The 26,742-nt window shown below is 69.7% G+C and carries 24 protein-coding genes and 1 pseudogene; 15 read left to right on the top strand and 10 right to left on the bottom strand.

The annotated features are described in order from the left end of the window. Positions 1 to 62: 62 nt before the first annotated feature. Positions 63 to 974: a PD-(D/E)XK nuclease family protein gene (locus tag CcI156_RS13660; protein ID WP_023841067.1), complete on the bottom strand. Its 912-nt coding sequence runs from the start codon at positions 972 to 974 to the stop codon at positions 63 to 65. Between the two features lie 85 nt (positions 975 to 1,059). Between CcI156_RS13660 and CcI156_RS13655 the strand changes: the two genes are divergently transcribed. Both CcI156_RS13655 and CcI156_RS13650 read left to right on the top strand, forming a co-directional pair. Further along, a complete protein-coding gene (locus tag CcI156_RS13655) occupies positions 1,060 to 2,277 on the top strand; it encodes a site-2 protease family protein (RefSeq protein ID WP_083718531.1) in 1,218 nt (405 codons plus the stop codon). Between the two features lie 44 nt (positions 2,278 to 2,321). Then, on the top strand, positions 2,322 to 3,308 hold the full coding sequence (locus CcI156_RS13650) for a tRNA (adenine-N1)-methyltransferase (protein WP_139341503.1): 987 nt from the start codon (positions 2,322 to 2,324) through the stop codon (positions 3,306 to 3,308). A 93-nt stretch (positions 3,309 to 3,401) separates the two neighbouring features. Here the strand turns inward: CcI156_RS13650 and CcI156_RS13645 are convergent, their stop codons facing one another. After that, a complete protein-coding gene (locus tag CcI156_RS13645; RefSeq protein ID WP_076806044.1) occupies positions 3,402 to 3,725 on the bottom strand; it encodes a ferredoxin in 324 nt (107 codons plus the stop codon). 119 nt (positions 3,726 to 3,844) lie between these two features. Between CcI156_RS13645 and arc the strand changes: the two genes are divergently transcribed. The 6 genes from arc to CcI156_RS25675 all read left to right on the top strand — a co-directional run bounded on the left by arc (position 3,845) and on the right by CcI156_RS25675 (position 10,213). After that, positions 3,845 to 5,653 (top strand): proteasome ATPase, encoded by a 1,809-nt coding sequence (arc, locus tag CcI156_RS13640; RefSeq protein WP_076806042.1) that lies wholly within the window; start codon positions 3,845 to 3,847, stop codon positions 5,651 to 5,653. 347 nt (positions 5,654 to 6,000) lie between these two features. Then, the gene (dop, locus tag CcI156_RS13635) at positions 6,001 to 7,518 is read left to right on the top strand and encodes a depupylase/deamidase Dop (protein WP_371681804.1); all 1,518 of its coding nucleotides are present in this window, start codon (positions 6,001 to 6,003) and stop codon (positions 7,516 to 7,518) included. A gap of 182 nt (positions 7,519 to 7,700) precedes the next feature. After that, positions 7,701 to 7,919 (top strand): ubiquitin-like protein Pup, encoded by a 219-nt coding sequence (locus tag CcI156_RS13630; RefSeq protein WP_011437025.1) that lies wholly within the window; start codon positions 7,701 to 7,703, stop codon positions 7,917 to 7,919. 368 nt (positions 7,920 to 8,287) lie between these two features. Continuing rightward, on the top strand, positions 8,288 to 9,112 hold the full coding sequence (gene prcB, locus CcI156_RS13625; RefSeq protein ID WP_023841071.1) for a proteasome subunit beta: 825 nt from the start codon (positions 8,288 to 8,290) through the stop codon (positions 9,110 to 9,112). Between the two features lies 1 nt (position 9,113). After that, the gene (gene prcA, locus CcI156_RS13620; RefSeq protein WP_076806038.1) at positions 9,114 to 9,836 is read left to right on the top strand and encodes a proteasome subunit alpha; all 723 of its coding nucleotides are present in this window, start codon (positions 9,114 to 9,116) and stop codon (positions 9,834 to 9,836) included. A 200-nt stretch (positions 9,837 to 10,036) separates the two neighbouring features. Beyond that, the gene (locus CcI156_RS25675; RefSeq protein ID WP_175637585.1) at positions 10,037 to 10,213 is read left to right on the top strand and encodes a hypothetical protein; all 177 of its coding nucleotides are present in this window, start codon (positions 10,037 to 10,039) and stop codon (positions 10,211 to 10,213) included. Positions 10,214 to 10,303: 90 nt separating this feature from the next. Here the strand turns inward: CcI156_RS25675 and CcI156_RS13610 are convergent, their stop codons facing one another. After that, positions 10,304 to 11,023, bottom strand: a complete 720-nt coding sequence (locus CcI156_RS13610; RefSeq protein ID WP_023841073.1) for an SDR family oxidoreductase — start codon at positions 11,021 to 11,023, stop codon at positions 10,304 to 10,306. Between the two features lie 57 nt (positions 11,024 to 11,080). Between CcI156_RS13610 and CcI156_RS13605 the strand changes: the two genes are divergently transcribed. From CcI156_RS13605 to CcI156_RS13590, 4 genes are all read left to right on the top strand, one after another. Continuing rightward, the gene (locus CcI156_RS13605) at positions 11,081 to 11,710 is read left to right on the top strand and encodes a TetR/AcrR family transcriptional regulator (RefSeq protein WP_083718521.1); all 630 of its coding nucleotides are present in this window, start codon (positions 11,081 to 11,083) and stop codon (positions 11,708 to 11,710) included. A gap of 128 nt (positions 11,711 to 11,838) precedes the next feature. Beyond that, entirely contained in the window at positions 11,839 to 12,273 is a 435-nt protein-coding gene (locus tag CcI156_RS13600) for a helix-turn-helix domain-containing protein (protein WP_011437019.1), read from the top strand. A gap of 97 nt (positions 12,274 to 12,370) precedes the next feature. Continuing rightward, the gene (locus tag CcI156_RS13595; RefSeq protein WP_035941621.1) at positions 12,371 to 14,812 is read left to right on the top strand and encodes an excinuclease ABC subunit UvrA; all 2,442 of its coding nucleotides are present in this window, start codon (positions 12,371 to 12,373) and stop codon (positions 14,810 to 14,812) included. Positions 14,813 to 15,089: 277 nt separating this feature from the next. Next, the gene (locus CcI156_RS13590; RefSeq protein WP_254847416.1) at positions 15,090 to 16,529 is read left to right on the top strand and encodes an ATP-binding protein; all 1,440 of its coding nucleotides are present in this window, start codon (positions 15,090 to 15,092) and stop codon (positions 16,527 to 16,529) included. 93 nt (positions 16,530 to 16,622) lie between these two features. Here the strand turns inward: CcI156_RS13590 and CcI156_RS13585 are convergent, their stop codons facing one another. From CcI156_RS13585 to CcI156_RS13565, 5 genes and pseudogenes are all read right to left on the bottom strand, one after another. After that, complete coding sequence (locus tag CcI156_RS13585) at positions 16,623 to 16,949, bottom strand: hypothetical protein (RefSeq protein WP_175637584.1); 327 nt, start codon at positions 16,947 to 16,949, stop codon at positions 16,623 to 16,625. Between the two features lie 51 nt (positions 16,950 to 17,000). Next, positions 17,001 to 17,573, bottom strand: a complete 573-nt coding sequence (locus CcI156_RS13580) for a GNAT family N-acetyltransferase (protein ID WP_076806033.1) — start codon at positions 17,571 to 17,573, stop codon at positions 17,001 to 17,003. An 8-nt stretch (positions 17,574 to 17,581) separates the two neighbouring features. After that, positions 17,582 to 17,788: pseudogene (locus CcI156_RS27780) on the bottom strand (hypothetical protein); the annotation flags it as partial. Positions 17,789 to 17,828: 40 nt separating this feature from the next. Beyond that, positions 17,829 to 18,167 (bottom strand): type II toxin-antitoxin system VapC family toxin, encoded by a 339-nt coding sequence (locus tag CcI156_RS13570; RefSeq protein ID WP_254847415.1) that lies wholly within the window; start codon positions 18,165 to 18,167, stop codon positions 17,829 to 17,831. Between the two features lie 75 nt (positions 18,168 to 18,242). After that, a complete protein-coding gene (locus tag CcI156_RS13565; RefSeq protein WP_023841078.1) occupies positions 18,243 to 18,440 on the bottom strand; it encodes a hypothetical protein in 198 nt (65 codons plus the stop codon). 953 nt (positions 18,441 to 19,393) lie between these two features. On the opposite strand from CcI156_RS13565, the gene CcI156_RS13550 reads away from it, so the two are divergent. Beyond that, the gene (locus CcI156_RS13550; protein WP_035732410.1) at positions 19,394 to 19,993 is read left to right on the top strand and encodes a TMEM165/GDT1 family protein; all 600 of its coding nucleotides are present in this window, start codon (positions 19,394 to 19,396) and stop codon (positions 19,991 to 19,993) included. Positions 19,994 to 20,095: 102 nt separating this feature from the next. On the opposite strand, the gene mgtA is transcribed toward CcI156_RS13550, so the two are convergent. Both mgtA and CcI156_RS13540 read right to left on the bottom strand, forming a co-directional pair. Beyond that, the gene (mgtA, locus tag CcI156_RS13545; protein WP_076806025.1) at positions 20,096 to 22,759 is read right to left on the bottom strand and encodes a magnesium-translocating P-type ATPase; all 2,664 of its coding nucleotides are present in this window, start codon (positions 22,757 to 22,759) and stop codon (positions 20,096 to 20,098) included. A 315-nt stretch (positions 22,760 to 23,074) separates the two neighbouring features. Further along, complete coding sequence (locus CcI156_RS13540) at positions 23,075 to 23,863, bottom strand: dienelactone hydrolase family protein (protein ID WP_076806022.1); 789 nt, start codon at positions 23,861 to 23,863, stop codon at positions 23,075 to 23,077. Positions 23,864 to 24,163: 300 nt separating this feature from the next. Between CcI156_RS13540 and CcI156_RS13535 the strand changes: the two genes are divergently transcribed. Together CcI156_RS13535 and pafA are read left to right on the top strand one after the other, a co-directional pair. Next, positions 24,164 to 25,363 (top strand): hypothetical protein, encoded by a 1,200-nt coding sequence (locus CcI156_RS13535; protein ID WP_070132804.1) that lies wholly within the window; start codon positions 24,164 to 24,166, stop codon positions 25,361 to 25,363. A gap of 10 nt (positions 25,364 to 25,373) precedes the next feature. Then, positions 25,374 to 26,738, top strand: coding sequence for a Pup--protein ligase (pafA, locus tag CcI156_RS13530; RefSeq protein WP_076806020.1), 1,365 nt, complete (start codon positions 25,374 to 25,376; stop codon positions 26,736 to 26,738). The last annotated feature ends 4 nt before the right edge of the window (positions 26,739 to 26,742 follow it).

Raw genomic sequence — 26,742 nt, 5'->3', positions numbered from 1 at the left:
CACCGTAAACGGGCTGTCCGCGGGGAACGGGGTCCGGACGGGGTCCGGCCTGAAGACCGCCATCAGCCGTCCGCCTCGCAGACGGCGGGGGCGGTCTCGTCGAGCGGCACCGCGGATGTCTGCTGCGGTAGCGGTGGTGGGGTGCCGCCGAAGGCTGGGCATCGAGCCTGATGGTCGCACCAGGAACACAGTCTGTTCGGGGTGGCGCGCCAGTCCCCGGTGCGGTGCGCGCGGTCGATCGCCGCCCACAGGGCCTCGATCCGTCGCTCGGCGGCCCGCAGGTCGGCCTCGTCGGGGGTGGCCCGCAGCCAGGTGCGGTCACCGAGGTAGTACAGCCGCAGCTCGCGCGGGATCACCCCACGGATCCGCCAGAGCAGCAGGGCGTAGAACTTCATCTGGAACATCGCCGAGCTCTCGAACGCCGGGCCGGGCGAGCGGCCGGTCTTGTAGTCGACCACCCGCAGGGCGGGTCCCTGCGCCGTGGTCGCCTCGTCAAGCCGGTCCAGGTAGCCCCGCAGCCGCAGGCCGGAGTCGAGCACGTGCTCGACGTACAGCTCGCGGGCCACCGGCGCCAGCCGTGACGGATCCTCCAGCGCGAAGTATCCGGCGAGCAGTTCGCGGGCCGACTCCAACCACGCCGCCAGTTCGTCGCGGCCACCGAACAGCGCCTCGACCGCCGGCTCGCGGGCGCGCACCGTATCCCAGGCCGGCTCGACCAGCTCCCGCGCGGCCTGCAGGGTACGCCGGGACGCCGGGAGATCGAACAGCTTCTCCAGGACCGCGTGCACCACGGTCCCGCGGGTCGCGGCCTCGCTCGGCGGCTCGGGGAGCCGGTCGACGACCCGGAACCGGTAGCGCAACGGACAGTTGACGAAGTCCGCCGCCCGCGACGGTGACAGCGAACCGATCAACGGCCGGGGTGCGGCCGACGCCACCGATCCCGGGATGGCAGGAGAGCGCTGCGTCGAGGTCATGTCCTGGACCCTAGATCCCCCTACCGACATCTTCGCCACTCGGTCCCGGACGACGGGTCGGGGTATGGTCCGTAGCATCGGATCCATGGCGGATCAGCACGGCGGCGCGGGTTCGGGCGGCGCGGGTTCGAGCGGCGCGGGTTCGAGCGCCCACGGCGGCGCGGGCCCGGCGGGGCAGGCTCCGAGTGAGCGACCCCCCGGCGTGCCGGTCGGGCGGATCCGCGGTGTTCCCATCGTCATCTCSCCGTTCGCCCTCGTCTTCGCCGTCCTYGTCGCCTACCTGCTCTCCGGCTCGATCCGCGACCGGCTGCCGCTGGCGTCCGACGGGCGGATCCTCGCGCTCTCCTCGTTGATCTCTATCGGCTTCCTGGCCTCCCTGCTCGCCCACGAGATCGGTCACGCTCTGACGGCGCTGGCGTTCGGTCACACCGTGCGGTCCGTGACCCTGCACGGCTTCGCCGGGTTCACCGAGTTCGAGCCGGAGCCCCGCAGCGCCGGCCGCGAGTTCCTGATCGCCTTCGTCGGCCCGGCGGTCAACGGGGTGCTGGCCGCCGGCTGTCACCTCGGCCTGCTCGGCCTCGACGACACCAGCGACGCCGCCGCGGTCCTGCACGATCTCGGACTCATCAACGCCGCGTTGTTCCTCTTCAACCTGGCACCGGGCCTCCCGCTGGACGGTGGACGGGTGGTCGTCGCCGCGGTGTGGGGTCTGACGCGCGACAAGCTGCGGGGGCTGCGGGCCGGTGCCTACGGCGGGTTCGTCGTCGCCGCCGGCCTGGTCGTCTGGGGTGCGTCGACCTCCGACGGCATCGGCATGGTGTACACCTATGCTCTGGCGGGCTTCCTCGCGTTCGCGGCCTACCAGTCGCTGCGCGCCGCGCAGGTGCGGGAGCGGCTGCCCGGCCTGTGCGCCGGTCGCCTTGCGCGCCGGACGCTGCCCGTCGAGGGTGCCGTTCCGCTGGCGGAGGCGCTGCGGCGAGCTCAGGAGGTCGGCGCCACCGCCGTCGCGGTGATCGACCGTGACGGCAGCCCCCTGAAGATCATGAATGGCTCCGCGGTCGACGCGCTGCCGGAGCATCGGAGACCCTGGATGACCGTGGATGAAGTGAGTCGGGTGATCTCGCCCGGCATGGTCCTCGACGCCGATCTGGAAGGCGAGGCCCTGCTGGCGGCCGTGCAGCGGGTGYCGGCGTCGGAGTACCTCGTCAAGCAGGCGGGCCGCCCGGTCGGCGTGCTCGCGATGGTGGATCTCGTCGCCCGTATCGATCCGGYCGCCGCCGCCCGCATGGTGGCGTCCCGGTGAGCGCCCCGCCCGACGAGTCGGTGTCCCCGGGGCAGGTGCCGTCCCTGGCCGGCGGTTACGCTCCGCCTCCGACCGGCGCCGCTCATCGCCGAGGCCTGTTCACCAAGGGTGACCGGGTGCAGCTGACTGATCCCAAGGGGCGCCGGCACACCGTCGTCCTCGAACCGGGCAGGCAGTTTCACACCCACCGGGGAGCCGTCGAGCACGACGCCCTGCTCGGCCGGCCGGAGGGGATCGTCGTCACCAGCACGGGTGGTACCGACTACCTGGCGCTGCGCCCGCTGCTCGTCGACTTCGTGCTGTCCATGCCGCGCGGGGCGACCGTGGTGTACCCCAAGGACGCGGCGCAGATCGTCACCTACGCGGACATCTTCCCGGGCGCCAGGGTGCTAGAGGYCGGCGTCGGGTCCGGGGCGCTGTCGTGCTCGCTGCTGCGTGCCATCGGCGACTGCGGGCGTCTGGTCTCCTACGAGCGGCGCGCGGACTTCGCCGAGATTGCCCGGCGCAACATCGAGGCGTTCTTCGGCGGCCCGCATCCCGCCCACACCGTRCTGGTCGGGGAGCTGGCCGAGACAACCGAGCGTGACGTCGACCGGGCCGTCCTCGACATGCTCGCGCCCTGGGAGGTCGTTGACGCCGTCAGCGCGGCGCTGGTGCCCGGCGGGGTGGTCTGTGCCTACGTCGCTACCACCACCCAGCTTTCCCGGATCGTCGAGACGCTACGGGCGCACGGCACGTTCACGGAGCCCGCGGCGTGGGAGTCGATAATGCGGGACTGGCACGTCGAGGGTCTGGCCGTGCGGCCTGGCCACYGCATGGTCGGCCACACCGGTTTCCTGGTGACCGCGCGGCGCCTCGCCGAGGGGGTCACTCCTCCGGTGCGCCGCCGCCGGCCGGCGAAGGGCGCGCCGATCGGGATCGATCCCGCCTCCGAGACCGCCCCCGAGCCCAGGGCCGAGACCGAGCCCAGGGCCGAGACCGACCGATCCCGGGACGCCGACCCAGGGTCGGCGACGATCCAGCCGATGTGACGTATCCCATGGGGTCCCATGGGGCAGGCCATTCCCATGGGGTCCCATGGGGCAGGCCGTGGTCGCGAGTGTGCCGGCCGGCCGGGCCCATCGTCAGYCGACGGGCCCGCCGGCCTCCAGCGTGCCGTCGGGGCGTTCCACGTAGATGCACGTCCCCGGACACTCGTCGGCCGCGTCGACCACCGCGTCGACGAGCGGCAGCGGCACCGGGACGTAGGCGCCGGGCTGCGTCTGCAGCTCGCCCGCGCTGTCCTTGACGTAGGCCAGACCGTCGACGTCGAACTCGAAGACGGCGGGAGCGAGTTGCGCGCACAGACCGTCGCCGGTGCAGGCATCCTGGTCGACCCGCACCCGCAGGTCTGCCGAAACGCCCGGCTTCGCTGGAGTTGCCACAGGGCTCCGATCTTCTGTCAGCATGGCACCGTAACCCGCTGTTTACGGCAAAGCTGGATCGTCCTTGCCCGACCGGCCTGCCAGCGGCGGTCACAACGGTAGTGTGGGTGCGTCCCGGTCAGCACGGGGGAGGTGGAGGCGCAGTGTCCGGTCCCCGTTCGGGCTCTGGCTCCGATGGGAGCACGGGTCGTCCAGGTGATGCCGAATCACGGCGGTCGGCGTACGAGAAGGAAACACACGAGCTCACGACGCAGGTCGCCTTCCTGGAAGAGGAAGTGGCCATGCTGCGGCGTAAGTTGTCCGAATCGCCCAGGCAGCTCAGGGTGCTGGAGGAACGGCTCGCGGAGATCCAGGCGGAGTTGTCGGCTGTCACGGGACAGAACGACAGGCTCGTCGCGACTCTCCGCGAGGCGCGAGACCAGATCGTCACCCTGAAGGAGGAGGTCGACAGGCTCGCGCAGCCGCCCAGCGGCTACGGGATCTTCGTCTCCTCCTACGAAGACGGCACCGTCGACGTGTTCACTCAGGGCAGAAAGCTCCGGGTGACCGTGTCGCCGAGCGTCAACATCAGTGATCTCTTGCCCGGCCAGGAGGTCATGCTCAACGAGGCGCTGAACGTGGTCGAGACGCGCGCGTTCGAGCGGCAGGGTGAGATCGTCCTACTCAAAGAGGTCCTCGAGGGTGGGGACCGGGCGCTGGTGCTCGGTCACACCGACGAGGAGCGGGTGGTCATGCTGGCCCAGCCGCTTCTCGATGGACCGATCCGGTCCGGGGACTCGTTGTTGATCGAGTCCCGTTCCGGCTACGCCTTCGAGCGGATTCCCAAGTCCGAGGTCGAGGAGCTCGTCCTCGAAGAGGTTCCCGACATCGGCTACGAACAGATCGGCGGCCTGAAGAGCCAGATCGAGTCGATCCGGGACTCGGTCGAGCTGCCGTTCCTGTACAAGGAGCTCTACCGGGAGCATCAGCTCAAGCCACCGAAGGGTGTGCTGCTCTACGGCCCGCCCGGCTGCGGCAAGACGCTGATCGCCAAGGCGGTCGCCAATTCGCTGGCCAAGAAGGTCGAGGCGAAGACCGGCGGCCAGGGCACCGGTCGGGCGTTCTTTCTGAATATCAAGGGTCCCGAGCTGCTCAACAAGTTCGTCGGCGAGACCGAGCGGCAGATCCGGCTGGTGTTCCAGCGGGCGCGTGAGAAGGCGTCCGAGGGAATGCCGGTGATCGTGTTCTTCGACGAGATGGACTCGATCTTCCGGACCCGTGGCTCGGGGGTGTCCTCGGACGTGGAGAACACGATCGTCCCGCAGCTGCTCAGCGAGATCGACGGCGTCGAGCAGCTCGAGAACGTCATCGTGATCGGCGCGTCCAACCGCGAGGACATGATTGATCCGGCGATCCTGCGGCCGGGTCGGYTCGACGTGAAGATCAAGGTGGAGCGGCCCGATGCCGAGGCGGCTCGGGACATCTTCGCCAAGTACGTCGTGCCGGAGCTGCCGCTCTACCCGGATGACCTGGCCGAGTTCGGCGGTAACCGGGAGGCGACCGTTCAGGCCATGATCCAGCGCGTGGTCGAGCGGATGTACGMGGAGAGCGAGGAGAACCGCTTCCTCGAGGTGACCTACGCCAACGGCGACAAGGAGGTCCTGTACTTCAAGGACTTCAACTCCGGCGCGATGATCGAGAACATCGTCGCCCGGGCCAAGAAGATGGCGGTCAAGGAGCACATCGAGGGCGGGCAGAAGGGGCTGCGCATGCAGTACCTGCTCGCCGCCTGCATGGACGAGTTCAAGGAGAACGAGGACCTCCCGAACACGACCAACCCGGACGACTGGGCCCGGATCTCCGGGAAGAAGGGCGAGCGGATCGTCTACATCCGCACGCTCGTCACCGGAACGAAGGGTACCGAGGCCGGCCGTTCGATCGACACGATCGCGAACACCGGCCAGTACCTGTAACGGTCGCAGTAGTACCTGTAACGGCCGTTATCTGTAAGGGGCTCGGGTCCCGTGTTCCGCCCAACGGCGGGACACGTGCCACCGCCGTGACCCCGGGGTCACTCGGCCCCGGGGTCACGGCGGTGCTCTGGGTGGCATCGCGGCGTTGCGTTGGGCATCGCGGCACTGGCACCCCTGGGTGTATCCTCCCGCCCGCATCCGCGGTGGACGCCGGTCGGTCGGACTACCGTGTCGCCACCGAATTCTGACGATAGGCGTGGCTGCGGACGTGTCATCCCGAGCGGCCCAGAGCAAACAAGGCAGACGTCCGGCTAACCGACCGCCCGTGTAGCACCTACGCTTGCAGAGTGAGCGCGCGTCGGATCATGGGGATCGAGACCGAGTACGGCGTATCGGTGCCCGGTCAGCCGAACACCAATCAGATGTTGGCTTCGTCGTTGGTGGTGAACTCGTATGCCAGTCGAACGTCGGCGCYGGGTAGCCGCGCCCGATGGGACTTCGAGGAGGAGTCACCGCTGCGCGACGCCCGGGGCTTCGAACTGCCCCGCGAGCCGGCGGTCGATCMGAGCGCCCCGGCCAACGAGGACGATCTCGGCTTGGCCAACGTCATCCTGACCAGCGGGGCGCGGCTCTACGTCGATCATGCGCACCCGGAGTTCTCCTCGCCCGAGGTCACCAACCCTCGCGACGCCGTGCTGTGGGACAAGGCCGGGGAGCGGGTGATGGCCGAGGCCGCCCGCCGGGCGTTGTCCGTGCCCGGCTCCAAGCCGGTCTACCTCTACAAGAACAACACCGACAACAAGGGCGTCTCGTACGGATGCCATGAGAACTACCTGATGGCACGGTCGACGCCCTTCGGGGAGATCGTCCGTAACCTCACCCCGTTCTTCGTCTCCCGTCAGGTCGTCTGCGGGGCCGGGCGGGTCGGGATCGGTGTCGACGGCCGGGAGCCGGGGTTCCAGATCAGCCAGCGGGCCGACTTTTTCGAGGTCGAGGTGGGGCTCGAGACCACGCTGAAGCGGCCCATCATCAACACCCGGGACGAGCCGCACGCCGACCCGGAGAAGTACCGCAGGCTGCACGTCATCATCGGCGACGCGAACATGAGCGAGGTCGCCACCTACCTGAAGGTGGGAACGACCTCCCTGGTCCTCTCGATGATCGAGGACGGCTGGTTCACCGCGGACCTGTCGGTGGACGGGCCCGTGGCGGCGCTGCGGGCGATCTCGCACGATCCCTCCCTCAAGCATCTGGTTACTCTGCGCGACGGTCGTCGGATGACCGCGGTGCAGCTGCAGATGGAGTACTTCGAACAGGCCCGCAAGTACGTCGAGGACCGGTTCGGTGCCGACGTCGACAGCCAGACCGCCGACGTGCTCTCCCGCTGGGAGTCGATCCTCGGCCGCCTCGAGGTCGACCCGATGAGCTGCGTCCGCGAGCTTGACTGGGTCGCGAAGCTGTCKATCCTGGAGGGCTACCGGTCGCGGGACGGCCTGGCCTGGGACTCGCCGCGGCTGGAGCTCGTCGACCTGCAGTACCACGACGTCCGTCCGGACAAGGGCCTCTACAACCGCCTGGTGGCCCRGGGCCGGTTCGATCTCGTCGTCAGCGAGGAGGAGGTCACCCGGGCGATGACCGAGCCTCCTGAGGACACCCGCGCCTTCTTCCGGGGCCGCTGCCTCGCGCTCTACCCGCAGCAGGTCGCCGCCGCGTCCTGGGACTCGGTCATCTTCGACATCGGTCGGGACTCGTTGCAGCGGGTGCCGACGCTGGAGCCGCTGCGCGGCACGAAGGCGCACGTGGGCGAGCTGCTCACCCGCTGCCCCACGGCGAGTGATCTGGTGGACGCGCTCGCCGGCCGCTGAAAGCCGGCGCCGATCCCGGTCGGGAGAGCCGGCGCCGATCCCTGGCAGGAGGTTCACGTTGCGCCCTGGGCGGACGTCGCGACGTAGCGGCTGGTTCGTGATGGAGTGGACCTCTCACCGATCGAACGGATGGTGTCGGTGGGGCGGGATAGTGTCGCGCCAGGCGATCGAAGGAGGGCTTCATGGCCACCAGGGACAGCGGCGGCGGGCAGCAACGCGCGGACCGTCGGGCGGAGGAGATCGACGACGTCGCGACCGAGGACACGAGTGCCTCCGACCTCAAGGAGCGGCACGAGAAGCTGTCCGAGGACGTCGATTCCCTGCTCGATGAGATCGACGACGTCCTGGAGGAGAACGCCGAGGAGTTCGTGAAGGGCTATGTCCAGAAGGGCGGCCAGTAACGGCCGTCTGGTAGCCGGCCGTCTGGTAGCCGGCGGTCCGGTAGCCGGCGGTCCGGTAGCCGGCGGTATCGGGCGCCGTGGATGACGCCCGGCGGTGGTAGCTCTGGCGGGGTCGACGCCGCCGGGTGAGGCCGCGTTCCGCGGGGGTCCGGCCCMGCACCGCCCGCGTGCCCCGGTGCAGGTCGGCGGGCCGCACGCGCGGCCGTGACCGCCTTCCCGGCCGACCCGGCCGACCCGTTCGACCGGCCTGCCCGCCAGCTTCGGGGGGCGATAGCCCTATGTTGTGCTTCATCTGTAACGTCGGGCCGGGAGCCTCGGGGACGCCCCGGGCGCGCGGCCCACGTGACCGACTATCGGAAGGGGGATGCGTGGCTGATCCATTGGGGGCCGCCGGGCGCCTACCGGCTGTGTTCATGACGCCGGGAACATCGTCGTTCGCCGATTTCCTGTCGCGGTCGGCGCCGCACCTGCTGCCGGGGGCCCGGAGTGGCCTGCCGGGGCCGGTCACCGAGGTGGCGCACGGCACGACGATCGTGGCGGTGGCGTTTCCCGGTGGCGTGATCATGGCCGGTGACCGGCGCGCGACACAGGGGCACATGATCGCTCAGCGGGACGTCGAGAAGGTCCATCACGCCGACGACTACTCCTGTGTGGGGTATGCCGGCACCGCCGGGGTCGGCGCCGAGCTGATCCGGCTGTTCCAGGTGGAGCTGGAGCACTACGAGAAGATCGAGGGGTCGACGCTGAGCCTGGACGCGAAGGCCAACCGGCTGGCGGCCATGGTCAAGGGGAACCTRCCGATGGCCCTGCAGGGCCTCGCCGTCGTCCCGCTGTTCGCCGGGTACGACCTCGACACGGGCAAAGGGCGGATCTTCTCCTACGACATCGCGGCGGCGAAGTCGGAGGAACGCACGTACGAGTCGATCGGTTCGGGCTCGGTGTTCGCGAAGGGTTCACTGAAGAAGCGGTTCCGGTCCGATCTCAGCCAGGACGACGCCGTCCGGATCAGCGTCGAGGCCCTCTACGACGCCGCCGACGACGACTCGGCGACCGGCGGGCCGGACGTAATCCGCAAGCTGTACCCGATCGTCGCGGTCGTGACGGCGGACGGCTACCGTCGCTATGCCGACGATGAGATAGAACCGGTGGTGACGGCCATCATCGCGGACCGTTCGACGAACTCGGGAGGCTGACGTGACCATGCCGTTCGGATACGCGAGCCCCGAACAGCAGGTCCGCGACAAGTCCGAGTACGCGCGCAAGGGCATCGCGCGGGGTCGCAGCGTCGTCGTCCTCACCTACGAGAACGGGATCCTGTTCGTCGCCGAGAATCCGTCGGCGACCCTGCACAAGATCAGTGAGATCTACGACCGCATCGCGTTCGCCGCGGTCGGCAAGTACAACGAGTTCGAGAACCTGCGGACGGCGGGCATCCGCCTCATGGACTCGCGTGGCTACATGTACGACCGGCGTGACGTGACCAGCCGCGCGCTCRCCAACGCCTACGCGCAGACCCTCGGTGCGATCTTCAGCGAGAGCGTCAAGCCCTACGAGGTCGAGATCGTCGTCGCCGAGGTCGGCACCTCGATCGCCGACGACCAGATCTACCGGCTGACCTATGACGGGTCGATCGCCGACGAGCGGGGTTTCGTCGCGATCGGTGGCGCCTCCGAGCAGGTCACGACGTCGCTGAAGGAGCATCACCGGGACGGCCAGCCGCTCGCCGAGGCGCTGCGTGTCGCGGTGCAGGCCCTGACCGTCGGGGTGCCCCCGGGCCTGCCGCAGAACGGCGAGCGGGTCCTCGCGGCCGCCAACCTGGAGGTCGGCATGCTGGACCGGACCCGGACCCGACGGATGTTCAAGCGGATCGTCGGCCCGGCGCTCGAGGGGCTGCTCGCGCAGACCTCGGCCACCTGACCGGCCACCTGACCGGCCCACCGTGTTCGCCGACTATCGGTCGGTTCCCGGGGCCGCGATGTCCGCCGGGGGATGACCCCGGGATGCCGAGCTCCGCGTGGCATCCCGGGACCGGGCCTGTCACCACCGGAATCTTGGCAGAGCCGTTGTTCTTACACACCCCCGCGCGGGTGCCACCGTGCCCAGCGACGGCGGGCCAGGTGCGGACCGCCGACCGGGCGAACGAGAACGTCGCACGCATCGTCCTGCGGAGCGGTGACACGGCGGCCGGCGATCTTCCCGATGGCTGGTCGCGGGCCGTGCTGCGGGAGCTGGGCACCATCCAGGCCGGCCCGTCTAACCAGGTGGTCAAGYGGCTGCTGACCAACCACCGCTGACGGGATCGCGCTGGTGCTGCCCCGCGACTGCTGGACGCGTTGCACGCGGGGCTGTCGGCAGAAGACGTCGCTGACGGGTTGGAAGGCTGGTCAGCCCATCGACACGAGACGGGCCCCGCCGTCGGTCTCGATGACTGTGCCGGTGAGGTTGGCGTTGGTGGCTGCGACGACGGTGACCTCGGCGATGTCGTCCGCGGTCGCGATCCGCTGGGTGGGGAGCGCCTGGGCGGCTTGGGCGAAGTATGCCTTCCGGGCCTCGTCGGGTATGCCACTCCACCAGGGGGTGTCGACCAGGCCGGGGGAGACGCCGTTGACCCGGATCGGCGCGAGTTCCACAGCAAGCGGCTTGACCARGGCCTCGACGGCGCCGTTGAGGGCTGCGATGCCTGCGGTTCCTGGCATTCCGGCGCGGGCGGTGATCGCGCCGAGCAACGTGATGGAGCCGGTCGCTGTGAGGTGCGGCACAGCCGCCTGGATGGTGGTGAGGTGAGCCCAGAACTTCGCGTCGAAGGCTCGGCGGAGCATGTCGAAGTCCAGGTCAGCGACAGATCCCGAACCTTCGCTGCCACTGAGGCTGATGATCAGCCAGTCGATTCGGCCGATCGTCTCGATGACGGCGCTGATCTCGGCACGGTTGCCGCCGTCCGCCCGGTGGACGATCAGCTCCGGGTCGCTGGCCGCGACGTCATCGAGCCGCTGCTTGCCGCGGCCGACAACGTGGACCGTTGCGCCAAGGGCTTGCAGCCGCCGGGCGGTGGCCAACCCGATCCCAGACGTTCCCCCGACGACCAGCGCGGTGTGCTCGCTCACGTGATCTCCTAAATCGAACCGTTACGTCTCGTATCGGATTGACGATAGCATGCCTCCGTGACCGACCACCCCATCCCGGTCCGACCCGGACGCAAGCGCAGCGAGGAGAGCCGGCTGGCCATCCTTGCCGCGGCGATCGAGCTCGTGGGAGAGGTTGGCTACGCAGGCTTGACGATCGAGGGCATCGCGGCCCGCTCCGGCGCKGGCAAACAGACGATCTACCGCTGGTGGCCGTCCAAGGCCGACGTGCTGCTTGACGCGCTGGCCACCAAGGCCGACCTGCACGTGCCCATCCCKGACGAGGGCAGTTACACCGCCGACCTGCGTGCCTTCCTCACGGCTAGCTTCCGGCTGGGCCGTGACCAGCGGGTAGCCGATGCACTGCGCGCACTGATGGCCCACGCTCAGATCGACGAGGAGTTCCGGGGACGGTTCCGCTCCTCGTTCTTGCAGCRCCGCCGTGACGCGCTCGGGATCATCCTCGACCGGGCCCGGACCCGCGGCGAGCTGCCACCCGTCCCTTCCCCTGGCACCGCCGCTGACCTCGTCTTCGGCGTCATCTGGTACCGGATGCTTGCCACCAGCCAACCCGTTGACGAGAATCTGATCGACGAACTCGTAACCACGCTCACCGAACCACGACCCGCCGTCGGCACATCCACTCCAGCAGCGAGGAAGGGCACATGAGCGAATCCGTGACGCGGTACTGAACCTGCACGGTCCCATCGCCACCCAGGGCGCGGCGGAGTGGACCGTTCACCTGTCCGTTGCCCGGCCCGTCCACGTGCTCGGCGCGATGTGGCACGATCTGGCAGGTGACGAGCAGACCCGTCGCGGCGCGGCGCCTGATCGACCTCGCGCGGCTGCGCCGCGTCCGCGACCGGATCGACCGGGAGTACGCGCGGCCGCTGGATGTCGAGGCGCTCGCCCGCGGCGCGCACATGTCGGCCGGGCATCTCAGCCGCGAGTTCCGGCTCGCCTACGGCGAGTCGCCGTACGCCTATCTGATGGCGCGGCGCATCGAGCGCGCAATGGCGCTGCTGCGTCGTGGCGACCTGAGTGTCACCGAGGTCTGTTTCGCGGTCGGCTGCTCGTCGCTGGCCACCGCCGCCCTCGACGGCACCTTCGCGCGGCTGCAGGCCAGCGGCGCCGAGGTCGTCCAGGAGCCGACCGAGCAGCCGTACGGCGTTCGCGACTGCGCCTCCCGCGATCCCGCGGGCAACCTGATCCGCATCAACGAGCTCCGCTGAGCCGTCCGGCGATCGCAGCATGACCGGCCCGACGGCACCTCCCGTGCACCAGGCACCTCCCGTGCACCAGGCAGATGGAGACACGATGAGCACGGCCATGAGCACGGCCACGAGGACGGACCCGCGGTCGCCGGACCCGCGGTCGCCGGACCCGCGGTCGCCGGCGCCGCACGTTGCCGACCGCAGCGATGTGATCCGCGTGCACGGCGCGCGCGAGAACAACCTCAGGGACGTCAGCATCGAGATCCCGAAGCGCCGGCTGACGGTGTTCACCGGCGTCTCCGGCTCGGGCAAGAGCTCGCTGGTGTTCGGCACGATCGCCGCCGAGTCGCAGCGGCTGATCAACGAGACGTACAGCGCCTTCGTGCAGGGCTTCATGCCGACGCTGGCGCGGCCCGAGGTCGACGTACTCGAAGGGCTGACAACCGCGATCATCGTCGACCAGCAGCGGATGGGAGCCGACGCCCGCTCCACGGTCGGCACCGCCACCGACGCGAACGCGATGCTGCGCATCCTGTTCAGCCGGCTCGGCGAGCCACACATCGGCTCGCCCAACGCGTTCTCCTTCAACGTCCCCTCGGTCCGAGCGGCCGGCGCGGTCACGGTCGAACGCGGTGCCGGTAAGACCAAGACCGTGAAACAGACCTACACCCGCGCCGGCGGCATGTGCCCGCGCTGCGAAGGCCGGGGCACGGTCTCCGAGATCGACCTCACCCAGCTTTTCGACGACTCCAAGTCGCTCGCCGAGGGCGCGATCACCATTCCCGGCTACAAGGTGGACGGCTGGTGGACGGTGGGGATCTTCATCGAGTCGGGCTTCCTCGACCCGAACAAGCCGATCCGCCAGTACACGAAGAAGGAACTCCGGGACTTCCTCTACAAGGAACCGACCAAGGTGAAGGTCAACGGTGTCAACCTCACCTACGAGGGGCTGGTCCCCAAGGTCCAGAAGTCGTTCCTCGCCAAGGATCCCGACGCCCTGCAGCCGCATATCCGGGCGTTCGTGGACCGGGCGGTCACCTTCACCGCCTGTCCCGACTGCGGCGGCACCCGGCTCAGCGAGGCGGCTCGGTCCTCCAGGATCAAAGGGATCAACATCGCCGACGCCTGCGCGATGCAGATCAGTGACCTGGCCGAATGGGTCCGCGGCCTCGACGAGCCGTCGGTCGCGCCGCTGCTCGCCACGCTGCGGCGGACCCTCGACTCGTTCGTGGAGATCGGGCTGGGCTACCTCTCGCTCGACCGGCCGTCGGGCACGCTGTCGGGCGGCGAGGCGCAGCGGGTCAAGATGATCCGCCACCTCGGCTCCTCCCTCACCGACGTCACCTACGTCTTCGACGAGCCCACCACGGGCCTGCACCCCCATGACATCCGGCGGATGAACGACCTGCTGCTACGGCTGCGGGACAAGGGCAACACGGTGCTCGTCGTGGAGCACGAGCCGGAGACGATCGCGATCGCCGACCACGTCGTCGACCTCGGCCCCGGCGCCGGAACAGCGGGCGGCACCGTCTGCTTCGAGGGCACCGTCGAGGGGCTGCGGGTCAGCGGCACCCGCACCGGCCGCCATCTCGACGACCGGGCCGCCCTCAAGGAGGCGGTGCGGACGCCCACCGGCCGGCTAGCGATCCGCGGCGCGACGGCGCACAACCTGCGCGGCGTCGACGTCGACATCCCGCTCGGGGTGCTTGTCGTCGTCACCGGCGTCGCCGGCTCCGGCAAGAGCTCGCTCGTGCACGGGTCGATCCCCCATCTCTCGGGGCCAGCCGGCGCGGGTGTGGTGTCGATCGACCAGGGCGCGATCCGCGGCTCGCGACGGAGCAACCCGGCGACGTACACCGGACTGCTCGACCCGATCCGCAAGGCGTTCGCGAAGGCGGGCGGCGTGAAGCCGGCGCTGTTCAGCGCCAACTCCGAGGGCGCCTGCCCCACCTGCAACGGCGTCGGGGTCATCTACACCGACCTGGCGATGATGGCCGGCGTCGCCACCACCTGCGAGGAGTGCGAGGGGAAACGGTTTGAAGCATCGGTGCTGAAGCACCATCTCGGCGGCCGCGACATCAGTGAGGTGCTCGCGATGTCGGTGACCGAGGCCGAGGAGTTCTTCGGCGCCGGGGAGGCGCGCACGCCGGCCGCGCACGCCATCCTCAACCGGCTCGCCGACGTCGGGCTCGGCTACCTCAGCCTCGGCCAGCCGCTCACCACGCTGTCCGGCGGCGAGCGGCAGCGGCTCAAGCTGGCCACCCACCTGGCCGAGAAGGGCGGCGTCTACGTCCTCGACGAGCCGACCACCGGCCTGCACCTCGCCGACGTCGAGCAGCTGCTCGGCCTGCTCGACCGGCTCGTCGACGCCGGCAAGTCGGTCATCGTCATCGAGCACCACCAGGCGGTCATGGCGCACGCCGACTGGCTCATCGACCTCGGTCCCGGCGCTGGCCACGACGGCGGCCGGATCGTCTTCGAGGGCACCCCCGCCGACCTCGTCGCAGCCCGCTCCACCCTCACCGGCGAGCACCTCGCGGCCTACGTCGGCACCTGACCGAGGACACCGGCGTGCTGTTTGAAGCGGACCGGGAGGCTGGCGATGCCGCGCAGGACGAGGTCCTACGGTAGGCGAGGTGGTCCGTGAGCGGCGTCATCGTGATCCCTCTCCGGATGAGCTCGTGCAGCACGATCCGGTCAGGGTTGTCGGCCGGGTAGGCGGAAAGATCACAGAATCGTGGATGTCGCGAGCCGCGTACGGATGGCGCTGGGTATAACTTACATAGCAAGTAAGTTACAGGTGGTGTGAGTTGCTGGAGGGAGGCGGGGCGGCGGTGGCCTTTGTGAATCGCACCGACGAACTCGCCGCTCTGGAGGCGTGGTGGCGCTCGACCGACCCCCGGCCGGCGGTGGTGGGGGGACGGCGACGGGTCGGCAAAACCGCGCTGTTGCAGCGCTTCGCCCAGGGCCGTCGGTCGGTGTCCCACACCGGAGCCGGTCGGGCGGCAGTTGGGGAACTGGCGCAACTATCCCGTCAGGCGGCCATCGCGCTACCGGGGCGAATCCGTGATCTCGCTGCTCGTCCCTATCTCGACTGGGACGACGCGCTCGACGACCTCGCCGCGGCGGCTGAGCAGGAGCCGCTCCTCGTCATCCTGGACGAGTTTCCCGAGATCGTCGCCACCYCACCCGAACTGCCCGGAGTCCTGCGGGCCTTCCTCGATCGAACAGCCGGCCGGACCAGGCTGCGGATGCTCGTGTGCGGGTCGGCCGTGCGGCACATGACCGCGCTACAGGAGCAGMGGGCGCCTCTGTACGGCAGATTTGATCTGTCACTGTCGCTGCATCCGTTCCGTCCGCACGAGGCCGCACTCATGCTGCCCAGCCTGACGCCATCCGACCGGGCGCTCGTCTACGGGCTGGTTGGCGGAGTTCCGTTGTATCTGTCGTGGTGGGACCAGGGCGCCGATCTCGCTGACAACCTGCTACGGCTGGCCTRCCGGCCCGGGGCGCCGCTGCTCACCGAGGGCCAACTCGTGCTTGCCACCGAGGTGGAGCACGGTGAATACCCGGCGGCCGTGCTCCACGCGATCGCCGAGGGCCGCACCCAGTACAACGAGATCAAGGACTATATTCGGGCTGAACCGGCCCGTACTCTGGATCGGCTCGTCGAGCTGCGGCTGGTCGAACGGCTGATGCCCGTCACCGAACCAGCGCGCAGCCGTCGGCGCGTCTACCGGATCGCCGACAATTTCCTCGCTTTCTATCTCGGCGTGCTGTCTCGGTACCGCGCGGAGATCGAGCGTGGATTAGGGAAAGCACTGCTGCCAGTACTGATCGAGAGTCTGGACGACCATCTCGGCAAACCGTGGGAGGAAGCGTTTCGCGAGCACCTACGCCGACTCGCGGTCGTCGGCGCGCTGGGCAGGGACATCGTCGCGGTCGGGCCTTGTTGGAACGCGGGTGGGCAGAACGAGATCGATGCGGTCGTGCTCGCGGGCAGGGACCGACACCCGGTTCTGTTCGGCGAGGCGAAGTGGGCGCGCTCTGTTGACGGTCGACGGATCTCCAGCCGGCTCCTGGAAAAGGCTCACGCTATTACATCGGCCGTTCCAGCAGCCTCGGAGCGCCAGACAGACGACGGAGCTGCCGGCCCTGACAGTGGCGGGACCGAAGGCTCTGCCCGGGCGCGCCTCGCGCTGTGCGCTCGCGAGGAGATCCGTAACGCGCCGCCAGGATGTCTCACCGTCACTGCCGCCGACATCTTCGATTAGCAATATCCACCCGAGCCGCGCCCGAGCTCTCTCATCGAGACTTGGCTGGAGTACGCCGCCTGGGCCGTTGCATGTGAGCGTCCAATGGTGCTCTCATGCCGCCTTACCTCTCGGCGAGGCGCCCCGAGCCTGACCGGCCGAGACCGCCACGGCCGAGACCGCCACGGCCGAGACCGCCACGGCCGAAGCCGCCACGAACGGCAAGGTGGCGAAGGAGGCCACCCGCGCGGAGGCCCAGCCGGCGATCGCCCCACCGGCCAGCGCGCTGACCACGAGAACACCGTTCTCGATCATGGTGACCCGGCCGATCCAGGTCTCGYAGAGCTTGCTCGAGCCTGTCTCCTCCAGGACGACGTCGTAGACGATGCTGTCCACGGTGCCGGAGCTCAGCGCGAAATAGATGCCGAGGATCATGGCCACGGCGATATAGGTCGCAACGTTCCTGCTCAGGCCGGCCGGTCGGCTCCCTACTTAGCCCAGGCCGGTGTGCGGGAGGCAGTGCTCGGCTTCGAACAACCCGGGGCGGCTGGCCAGGAGAAGGTCCCGGTTTTCGACGCGGGGCCCGGTGGCGGGCAGCGCCAGGTCAAGCCAGACCCGGTCGCGCAGCTCGATGCCGTCGATGACGACGCAGCCGGGGTAGCCCGTCGCCGCCGTGAAAGCGTCGCGTTCGACCGAGCGGAACCGGAACCCGCGCCGCTGGTAGAAGCGCAGGTTGTCGATGTCGGCGGCGGCCGTCGCGACGAGCAGCGCGGTCACCGGAGCACCCGCGAGAAGCTCGACCAGTGACTCGATGAGCGCCCGGCCTATCCCATGTCCCTGATGGGGCTTCAGCACTGCCATGTTCTTGATCTCGACCGTCTGTGGGTGTCCGGTGGGAACGAATTGAAGATGTCCCACGATTCGGTCGTCGAGGAGCGCGACCAGAACGTGGCYGAGGTGGAGGTAGGCGTCGAGTTGACTGGCCGAGTCTTCGGCCAGCTCGAACAGAGGGCGGAGCTCGCGTCGATCGCCCTGGTACTGCTGAATTCGTGGTGTCGTGGTCATGGCTCTTTTTAGCAGCGCCAACCTGCGCCGGCCGTTTCCGCCACCGGTCTTCTCCATGGCTGACCGGACAGCCTCGRGCTGGCCCGCCAACATCGCCGCGCGTTGAGGATGGCGCGGGTGTGGAGGAGGTCGAAACCGGCGCGCTGCGTGTTCTGCTGGGACTTCGATCCCGGCTGAGTCGTCACGGTGGCGACGTCGCAGCCGGCCACCACGGCGTACCGCATGACCCCGGGGCCCGCCGTTCGGAAGCAGCGGTTACTCCTCGCCAAGAATCCGTAGACCATGATGATCCCTGAAGTACATGCAGTCCTTCAGGTTCAAGGTGGCGAGCGGCAGATTGTGGGTGAGGCAGCACGCCGCGATCCACATGTCGTTGACTGGACGGGGCTGTCCGGCCCGGGTGGCGGCTGCGGAGAGTACGCCCCAGGTGGCAGCGACGGCTTCGTCTCCGGGCAGTACAGGGAYTCCCGAAAGCCAGTCGGCGAGTTCCTGACGTCGACGACTACCCCAGTCTCGCGGATCGGTCCACTTGGTGAGCTCACCGAAGGTCACGAAGGTGATCAGCGGCCGGCGGCCGATCAGGTGGGTTGCCACGGGCCTGCTGAGCCTGYGCTTGTGACTCAGGGAGGCGATGTCGGTGTCAAGGACGACGGGCTGCACGGCGACGGCTCAGGCGACGTCGCGACGACGCTCGGCGTAGGTGAACGCGAGGAACTCGTCGAGCTCCTCGTCGGAATCGAAGGTGTCAGCGGCCAGGTCGTCGAGCGAGCGGATGGGTTGGGTACCTCTCGCGGCCAGGAGCTCCTCGACGGTGACCGTGGGGCGCAGCGGCGGGTACAACGGATGGCCGATCCCTGGAGTGCTCATGGACGAGACCTCCTCGCTGGCGTCTCCGGCGCACTGCAGCCAGGACCAGCATACGGCGCGACGCACAGCTCGCGACCCGTGCAGCTGTGGCGTGGATACACAGGTACGCCCCTTCCACCCGGACGAGTTCATCCAGCCCGCGCCGATGGATGACGGCTCGTGGACGTTCGTCTGCGAGGTGGGCGGCGGCCATCCTCAGCCAGGACCACACCGCGGGCTGGCGACCACCCCGCAGACGGCCGGGTAGCCCGGGTTGACGGAGAAATTCGGCCTGGATGTCGAGCTGCCCGCCGTGCTCACCGAGCACCGGGCCGGCGGGTGGGGTACGGCCCCGTGGAGCGGACGTACGCCCGTCGCCGGCCGAAGGACTTCGCACGCCTGGTGGCGCACTGCGGGCATCGCCCGGTTCGCATTATGCGAACTTTACGCCTAGCAAAAGGTTTGAGGTTTGACGAAATCCCAAATCACACTAATAGTCCTGAATACCTGTGGAGCGGGCCGGGGTCGAACCCGCGGGCGAGCGCCCGCGACCAGCATCGAAGACGACCCGCGGCGCGTCGGCGCGAGGGGCGGTGACGTCCGGCTCGGCACCCGTTTCGTTCACGCTCACCCAACGCGACCCGGTGGGTGAACCGCACGGGCGGCTCGTAGCGGAGCAACTCGTCAACGGCAGGCGCCGCGGGATCGGGATCGGCAAGGCAGAGCGCGATCTGGTCGGGGTTGCGCAACAGGGCCACGACATCTTTGGTGATTTCGGGACCCCGAACCAAGATTGCCAGCCCCAGCGGGCGAACGTTTCTTGTGCTGCGGCGTCCCCACGGGGGGCGTGTTTCGTGGTTCGTGAGGTCCGCGGGCCGGGTAGGATGCCGTTCGACCAGGCAGGAGCCCCCGAAGGGGCTCATCACACGCCGCCCTGCCGGGGTGGGCTGGCCCCGGGCCGGCGGGGGCTCGCTGTGGACAATGTCATCATTGCAGCGACCGCCTTCGCTGTGGTCTTCCCGGCCGAACTGCCGGACAAGACGTTCGTGGCAGCACTCGTTCTGGGCGCCCGCTACCGGCCGCTGCCGGTTCTCGCTGGGATTTGGGCAGCGTTCGCAGTACACGTCGGTGTCGCCACCGCCGTCGGCGGCCTGGTCGCGGCGCTGCCCCGAAGGGCTGTCGAGTTGGTCGCCGGGGCGCTGTTCTTCGTCGGTGCGGTCCTCCTTCTGCGTTCCCGCCCCGCCGACCCCGCCGAACTGGAGGGGCACAAGGCCGCCGGCGTCGTCGGGGGACCCGCCGCGAGACGCGTATGGGTCGAGGCGTTCGGTGTTGTCCTCGTCGCCGAGTTCGGTGATCTCACCCAGATTCTCACCGCCACCCTCGCGGCCCGCTACCACCGCCCGATCCCCGTCGGCGTCGGCGCGTTGCTGGCCTTGTGCACCGTCACTGGGCTGGCTGCCGCCTTTGGCCACTTCCTGCTGCGGGTTGCTCCGCTGCGCCGGATCCAGCAGCTCGCCGCCATCGTTCTGCTCGGCCTTTCCATCTCCACTATGATCGACGTCCTGCGCGGGTAAGGGGGAGATCCCCGGTCGGCGGCCAACACGCCGCCTGCGTGCGCGCGCTCCGGTCGGCGGTGCGCCCAGGCCCACCGGTTGCGAGCCGGTGGCGACCCCAACTCAGCGTGGTGGCGGTGCGGGGGACCGGGTCGGAAGCCGACCGGAGTGACTGAAGCGTGCCGCCCGCCGGTGCAGCCGGTGCCGGTGCCGGTGCCGGTGAGGTGGTTCGATCAGTGTCCCGGCGAGATGTGGGTAGAACTCGTGCTTGCCGGCTTCGACGAGGGCAAGATAGCTGGCGATCATGGCGAGGAGCGCGGCAAAGAACCCGATCGGCAGCGCGTGGAAGCCGAGTCCGCCGGCCAGCGGAGATGCCGGCAGCAGCGCGCCGACCACGACGACGAGCAGGGTGGYCGCCGTGAGGAGCCGGCCTGGGCGGCTACGGAGGAACGGCACTCGCCGGGTGYGGATCACAAAGATCACCAGGGTCTGGGTGGCGAGCGATTCAACGAACCAGCCGGAACGGAACAGGATCGGGCCGGCATGGAAGACCTGGAGCATGATCGCGAAGGTGAGAAAGTCGAAGATCGAGCTGACCGGCCCGAAGAACATCATGAAACGGCGGACGAAGCCGATGTCCCAGTGGGACGGGCGGGAAAGCTGCTCCTCGTCGACCCGGTCGGACGGGATGGTCAGCTGGCCGGCGTCATAGAGCAGGTTGTTGAGCAGGATCTGCGACGGGAGCATCGGCAGGAAAGGGAGGAACGCCGACGCGGCGGCGGCGCTGAACATGTTCCCGAAGTTGCTGGAGGTGGCCATCAGGACGTATTTGATCGTGTTGGCGAAGGTGCGCCGGCCTTCGACGACCCCGTCGGCCAGCACGTGCAGATCTTTCTCCAGGAGCACGATGTCGGCCGCGTCCTTGGCCGTGTCGGTGGCGGAGTCGACGGATATGCCGACATCGGCCTGGTGCAACGCCATCGCGTCGTTGACGCCGTCGCCGAGGTAGGCGGCACCGGTGCCGGCGCGTTGGTGCAGCCGGATGACGCGGGTCTTCTGGTCCGGGTTCATGCGGGCGAAGACCCGGATGGTGGACAGCCTCGCGGTAAGAGTGTCGTCGTCGAGGTGGTCGAGCTGGTCGCCGGTCACGGTGTCCCCGTCGGCCAGACCGAGAGCGTCACACACGTGCTCGGCGACGATGGCGTTGTCCCCCGTCAGGATTCGCACGGTGACGCCGAGCGCGGCGAGGCGGGCCAGCGCCTGTGCGGCCGACGGCCTGGGCCGGTCAAGGAAGATCAGAAACCCGGCGAGGACGAGGTCGTGCTCGTCCTCGGCGGTCACCGTGTCCAGGTCCGGGGCCGGCTTGGACGCGACGGCGACGACCCGGCTGCCGGCGCGGAACTCGGCGTCGAGGAGCGCCGCGGCCGAGCCGGGGACGTCGCGACACCGCGCCAGCAGGCCTTCCGGAGCACCCTTGACGATCAGGACTCGGCCGTCCGGGCCGTCGGCCAGCACGGACGCGCGGCGCCGGTCGTGGTCGAACGGCGCGGCGGCCACCTGGACGTACCTGGACACCGGCAGGCTGGCGGCACCGGGAGCCTGCCACAGCGCGGCGTCCAGCGGGTTGCCGCCAGCTGTCCCTGCCGGGTTGCCGGGTACTGCCGGGTTGCCGGGTACTTCGGTGCAGGCCAGTCCGAGTAGCAGGATCTGGTCCGACCGGGCACCGGTGGGGTCCAGGGCGTGATGGAAACCGATCCGTCCTTCGGTCAAGGTTCCGGTCTTGTCGGTGAGCAGGACCTCGATGTCGCCGAGGTCCTCGATGCAGACCAGCCGCTTCACCAGCACCTTGCGGCGGGCCAGCTGGCGGGACCCGGTGGCGAGACTGGTCGTCACCACCGCGGGCAGCAGCTGCGGGGTGATGCCCACCGCGATGGCCAGCGAGAACAACAACGCGTCTATCAGCGGCCGGGCCAGCACCAGGTTGATGACGAAGATCGAGCCGGTGAGCACGCCGGCGACCCGGGCCAGTAGCCCGGAGAACCGGCGCAGCCCCACCTGGAACTGGGTCTCCTCGTGCCGTTCGCCCAGTCCGAGCGCAATCCGGCCGAACTGGGTACGCGCGCCGGTGGCGACCACCACGGCCGCCGCCGAGCCGGTCCGCACGAGTGTGCCCATAAGCGCACACGACGCAAGCTCTCCCAGCGTGGCGCCGGCGGGCACCGGCGCCGGCCCCTTGGCCACCGGTTGCGATTCGCCGGTGAGGACCGCCTCGTCACACTCCAGCGCGACCGAGGACAGGATGCGCACGTCCCCGGGCACCACCGAACCCAGCTCAAGGCRCACCACGTCTCCGGGTACCAGCGCGGTCACCTCGCATGACGTCCATCGGCCATCCYGGCACACCACCGCCCGGTGACGCAGCTGGGAGTGCAGATCCTCGGCGGCGCGCTCGGCACGGTACTCATTGGCGAACCCCAGCCCCACTCCGAACATGACGATCACGCCGATGATCAGTGCGTTGGCGCGCTCCCCGACGAAGAACGACACCGCGGCCGCCACCAGCAGCAGCACAAGCAAGGGGCTGCGTACCTGGCGGACGAGCACCGCGAGCACACGGGCGTGATGGGTGCGCACCGCGTTCRGCCCCACCCGGGCCCATCGCGCCGCCGCCTCCGCCGAGGACAACCCCACCGAGGTCGTGGCGAGCCGAGCCAGGACTACCTCGGTGGGCAGTGTCGCCGCGTCCGAAACCGTCAGCACGGACGCATCCACGATCCCGGTCCCCATACTCCAACCGTTACGCTGCCAGCAGAGCAGACTTACGCTGAGCCGCGCCAGCTATCGCTAGCTATGACGTGGCATCAGCTATGACGTGGCATCAGAGCAGCCTAGCCGCGGCACCGTCCGGGGCCCGGACCGCCGCCGGCCGCGGGCTTGTCGACCTCCTGGATTCCCACCACCTCCGGTGGGCCGTACCTGGCGCGCACCGCCGCCCTCATCCGCCGCCGATCTCTCGCGTGCGCTCACCGTGACCTCTGGACGCCAGATGGGTGATGCTCGTGAGGTCGATKGTGACGATCTTCGATTGGCCGGCCGGGCGCCTCAGCGGGGGCGAACGTGCCGGTCGAGGAAGGCGAGTGCCCGTGACCAGCCGTCGGCCGCGGCGACCGGGCGGTAGAGCGCCTCCCGGTCGTCGCTGTGGAAGGCGTGGCCGGCCCCGGCGTAGCTGACCAGCTCCGTCGGGGCGCCCGAGYGGGCGGCCGCGGCTCGTAGGGCGGCGATCTCGTCGGTGGAGATCAGGGCGTCTTCCTCGCCGTAGAGGCCGAGCCACGGCCCGCGCAACGACGGTGCCGCCTCCACCAGGGCGGGGATGCCGGGCCAGTACGGTGTGCTGATCCCGCCGCCGTAGAACGACACCGCCGCGGCGAGGGTGTGCCGGGTGGCGGTGTGCAGCGCGACCGTGCCACCCATGCAGAAGCCGATGATCGCGCTCCGCTCGGCGGGGAAGCCCGCGGCGAGGAGGTGCCCGAGCGCCGCGTCGATGTCGGCGTCGATGCCCGCGCCGGACAGGGTGCCCATCGTCGACGTGGCCGCGGCCCAGCCGTCGGCCGGGTCCACCTCGTCCAGCCCGTCGCGGTGATACAGGTGCGGGGCCACGGTGAGCCAGCCGGCKGCGGCGAGCCGGTCGCAGACGGAGACCAGGTACGGCGTGATGCCTCGGGCGTCCTGGACGACGACCAAGCCGCCGCGCGGCGGGTCCTTCGCGGCCGGGGCGAGGACCGTGAGCGGCAGCCCGCCGCGGCCGCGGACGGCCTGCGCCCGCAGCCGGGCCCTGCCTTCGCCGTCATGTCGTGTTCGATGGGACGCCGCGTCGTTCGTTCCGGTTGCCATGGCGCCATCCTTCCCGCCGGGGAGCCTTCCCGCCCGATCCGCCTGTCCCGCCCATGGTCCGTCGACCACCTGGTGTCCGGAACCGCCGCGGACCGGCGGATTCACCCGGACATGCCGGCCGCGACACGCCRCCGGCCAAGCCCCGACAGCATGAAGGCGTCACGCTACTCCCTGTAGCAGCCTGGCGGGTGTCGCCGGACGGAGGGAGGACGCGGTGAGGCAACCACTGCCGAGGGTGGCGGCGGCCTGGGAGGGCGCGGTGGACCCGGCGCACGTCGACCGGACCGTCGGAGTCCTCCTGTGGTGACCGGGGGACGGCATCGTGGCGGCGGCGAACATGATCCTCTTCCGGGGCAGCGCCCCGAGCCGGGACACTCGGCGCCGTCGCCCCCGCCGGCCTCGGGCGAGACCGGCCTGCCCGGCCTGCCCGGCCTGCCCGGCCCGGCCGATCCGGCCGGACGGGCGTGGGCCCGGTTCGGCGGCGTTGACGGGCTCGGCACGCACGGTGTCCGGCGGATCGCCGTCATCACCGTCGGCATGGCCCTGCTGATGGGCGTCCTGGTCTGGCTGTACGGAACGTCCGTCACCAGTCTGCGTCCCCGGGACCTGCCGATCCTCACCGTGGGCCCGGCACCCGCGGCGACCGCGCTCGCCGACCAGATCAGCCGGGTGGAGCCGGGCGCCCTCACGGTGCGCACGGTGCCGACGGTGGCCGCCGCCGACCGTGCGCTGCGCGAGCGTGACGCCTACGCCGCGATCGTCATCGGCGGCAACGGCCTGACCCTGCGGGTCGCCTCCGCGGCGAGTCCGGCGGTCACCGAGGCGCTGACCCGGGGCATCCGGGTGTTCATGCCAGGTCTGGAGATCCCGGTGGTCGACGTGGTGGCCAACGCGCCACGGGACCAGGCCGGCGGCGGGCTGGCGGCCGGTTACCTCCCGTTGACGCTGGTGATCACCGCGGCCGGCGTGCTGCTGGCACGGATGGTGGGGTCGCGGGTGATCCGGCTCGCCGGGCTCGCCGCGCTCGCGGTGCTCTCCGGCTTCGCCGGGGCCGTCGCGCTGCAGGGGGCGTTGGACGTCCTGCCCGGGGAGTTCCTGACGACGATGGCGGTCGTGACGTTGCTGGCGCTGGCCGTCGCCGGGCCGGTCCTGGGACTCGGGGCGGTCGCGGGCGTGCCGGGTCTCGTCGCCGCGGTGCTGGTTCTGGTCGCCGGTGCCGCTCTGTCGGCGGCGRCCTCCGCCCCGGAGATGCTGCCACGGCCCTGGGGCGACATCGGCCAGTTTGCGCCGCCGGGGGCGGGTGCCACGCTGCTGCGCTCGACGGCCTACTTCGACGGTGCCGGYGGTGGCCGTCCGGTACTGGTCCTCGCCGGCTGGTTCGTCGTCGGGCTGGGCCTGGCGGTTGTCGGTCGACCCGTCCGTCCGCAGGAGGGGCGAATCCGCATCAGGGTGACATCCGGCCCGAGCGTCCCGGCGCGCCGAGGCGGCATCCGAGCATAGGGTCACAGACGTGGACCGCCGCATCTTCGGACTGGAGAACGAGTACGGCGTCACCTGCGTGTTCCGGGGGCAGCGACGGCTGTCCCCGGACGAGGTGGCACGGTACCTGTTCCGTCGTGTCGTGTCATGGGGACGTAGCAGCAACGTGTTCCTCAAGAACGGCGCCCGTCTCTACCTGGATGTCGGTAGCCATCCGGAGTACGCCACCCCGGAATGCGACTCCGTGCCCGACCTGGTCACCCACGACAAGGCCGGGGAACGCATCCTCGAGGGCCTGCTCGTCGAGGCCGAACGACGGCTGCGCGAGGAGGGCATCGCCGGCGACATCCATCTGTTCAAGAACAACACCGACTCCGCCGGCAACAGCTACGGCTGTCACGAGAACTACCTCGTCGGTCGGCACGGCGAGTTCTCGAAGCTCGCGGACGTGCTGGTGCCGTTCCTGGTCAGCCGGCAGATCCTGTGCGGCGCGGGCAAGGTGCTGCAGACCCCGCGGGGCGCGGTGTACTGCATCTCCCAGCGCGCCGAGCACATCTGGGAGTCGGTGTCCTCGGCGACCACCCGGTCCCGGCCGATCATCAACACCCGTGACGAGCCGCACGCCGACGCCGAGCGGTTCCGGCGGCTGCACGTGATCGTCGGCGACTCGAACATGAGCGAGACGACCATGCTGCTCAAGCTCGGGGCGACCGACCTGGTGCTGCGCATGATCGAGGCCRGTGTGATGCTGCGGGACATGACCCTGGAGAACCCGATCCGGGCGATTCGCGAGGTCAGCCACGACATGACCTGCCAGCGCAGGATCAAGCTGGCCAACGGACGTGAGGTCAGCGCGCTGGACATCCAGTGGGAGTACCACTCCAAGGCGGTCGAGTTCGTGGAGCGCCGCGGCGGGGACGGGGACGAGGTCRCCAAGCGGGTGCTCGACCTGTGGGGCCGTACCCTGCTCGCGATCGAGAMCGACGACCTCGAGCTCGTCGCCCGTGAGATCGACTGGGTGACGAAGTACGTGCTCATCGAGCGTTTCCGGCACAAGCACGGGCTGTCGCTGGCCTCGCCGCGGGTCGCCGAGCTCGACCTGAAATACCACGACATCCACCGCGACCGGGGCCTGTACTATCGGATGGAACGGGCTGGTCTGGTCGAGCGCGTCACCCGTGATCTCGACGTCTTCGAGGCCAAGTCACGCCCCCCGCAGACCACCCGCGCCCGGCTGCGCGGCGAGTTCATCAAGCGTGCCCAGGAGAAACGCCGGGACTTCACAGTCGACTGGGTCCACCTGAAGCTCAATGATCAGGCCCAGCGTACGGTCCTGTGCAAGGACCCGTTCCGTTCCGTTGATGATCGGGTCGACAAGCTCATCGCCAGTATGTGAGGAC

The sequence above is a fragment of the Frankia sp. CcI156 genome (genome assembly GCF_001983015.1).
Lineage (GTDB): Bacteria > Actinomycetota > Actinomycetes > Frankiales > Frankiaceae > Frankia > Frankia casuarinae.
The sequence above is the reverse complement of the archived record's forward strand: the minus strand, read 5'-3'. Positions and strand labels throughout refer to the sequence as shown.

Bases quoted from the DNA above. Each gene is read 5' to 3' on its own strand.
- CcI156_RS13660 (WP_023841067.1), bottom strand. From the start codon at position 974: ATGACCTCGACGCAGCGCTCTCCTGCCATCCCGGGATCGGTGGCGTCG.
- CcI156_RS13630 (WP_011437025.1), top strand. From the start codon at position 7,701: ATGGCCACCAGGGACAGCGGCGGCGGGCAGCAACGCGCGGACCGTCGG.
- CcI156_RS13595 (WP_035941621.1), top strand. From the start codon at position 12,371: ATGAGCACGGCCACGAGGACGGACCCGCGGTCGCCGGACCCGCGGTCG.
- CcI156_RS13565 (WP_023841078.1), bottom strand. From the start codon at position 18,440: ATGAGCACTCCAGGGATCGGCCATCCGTTGTACCCGCCGCTGCGCCCC.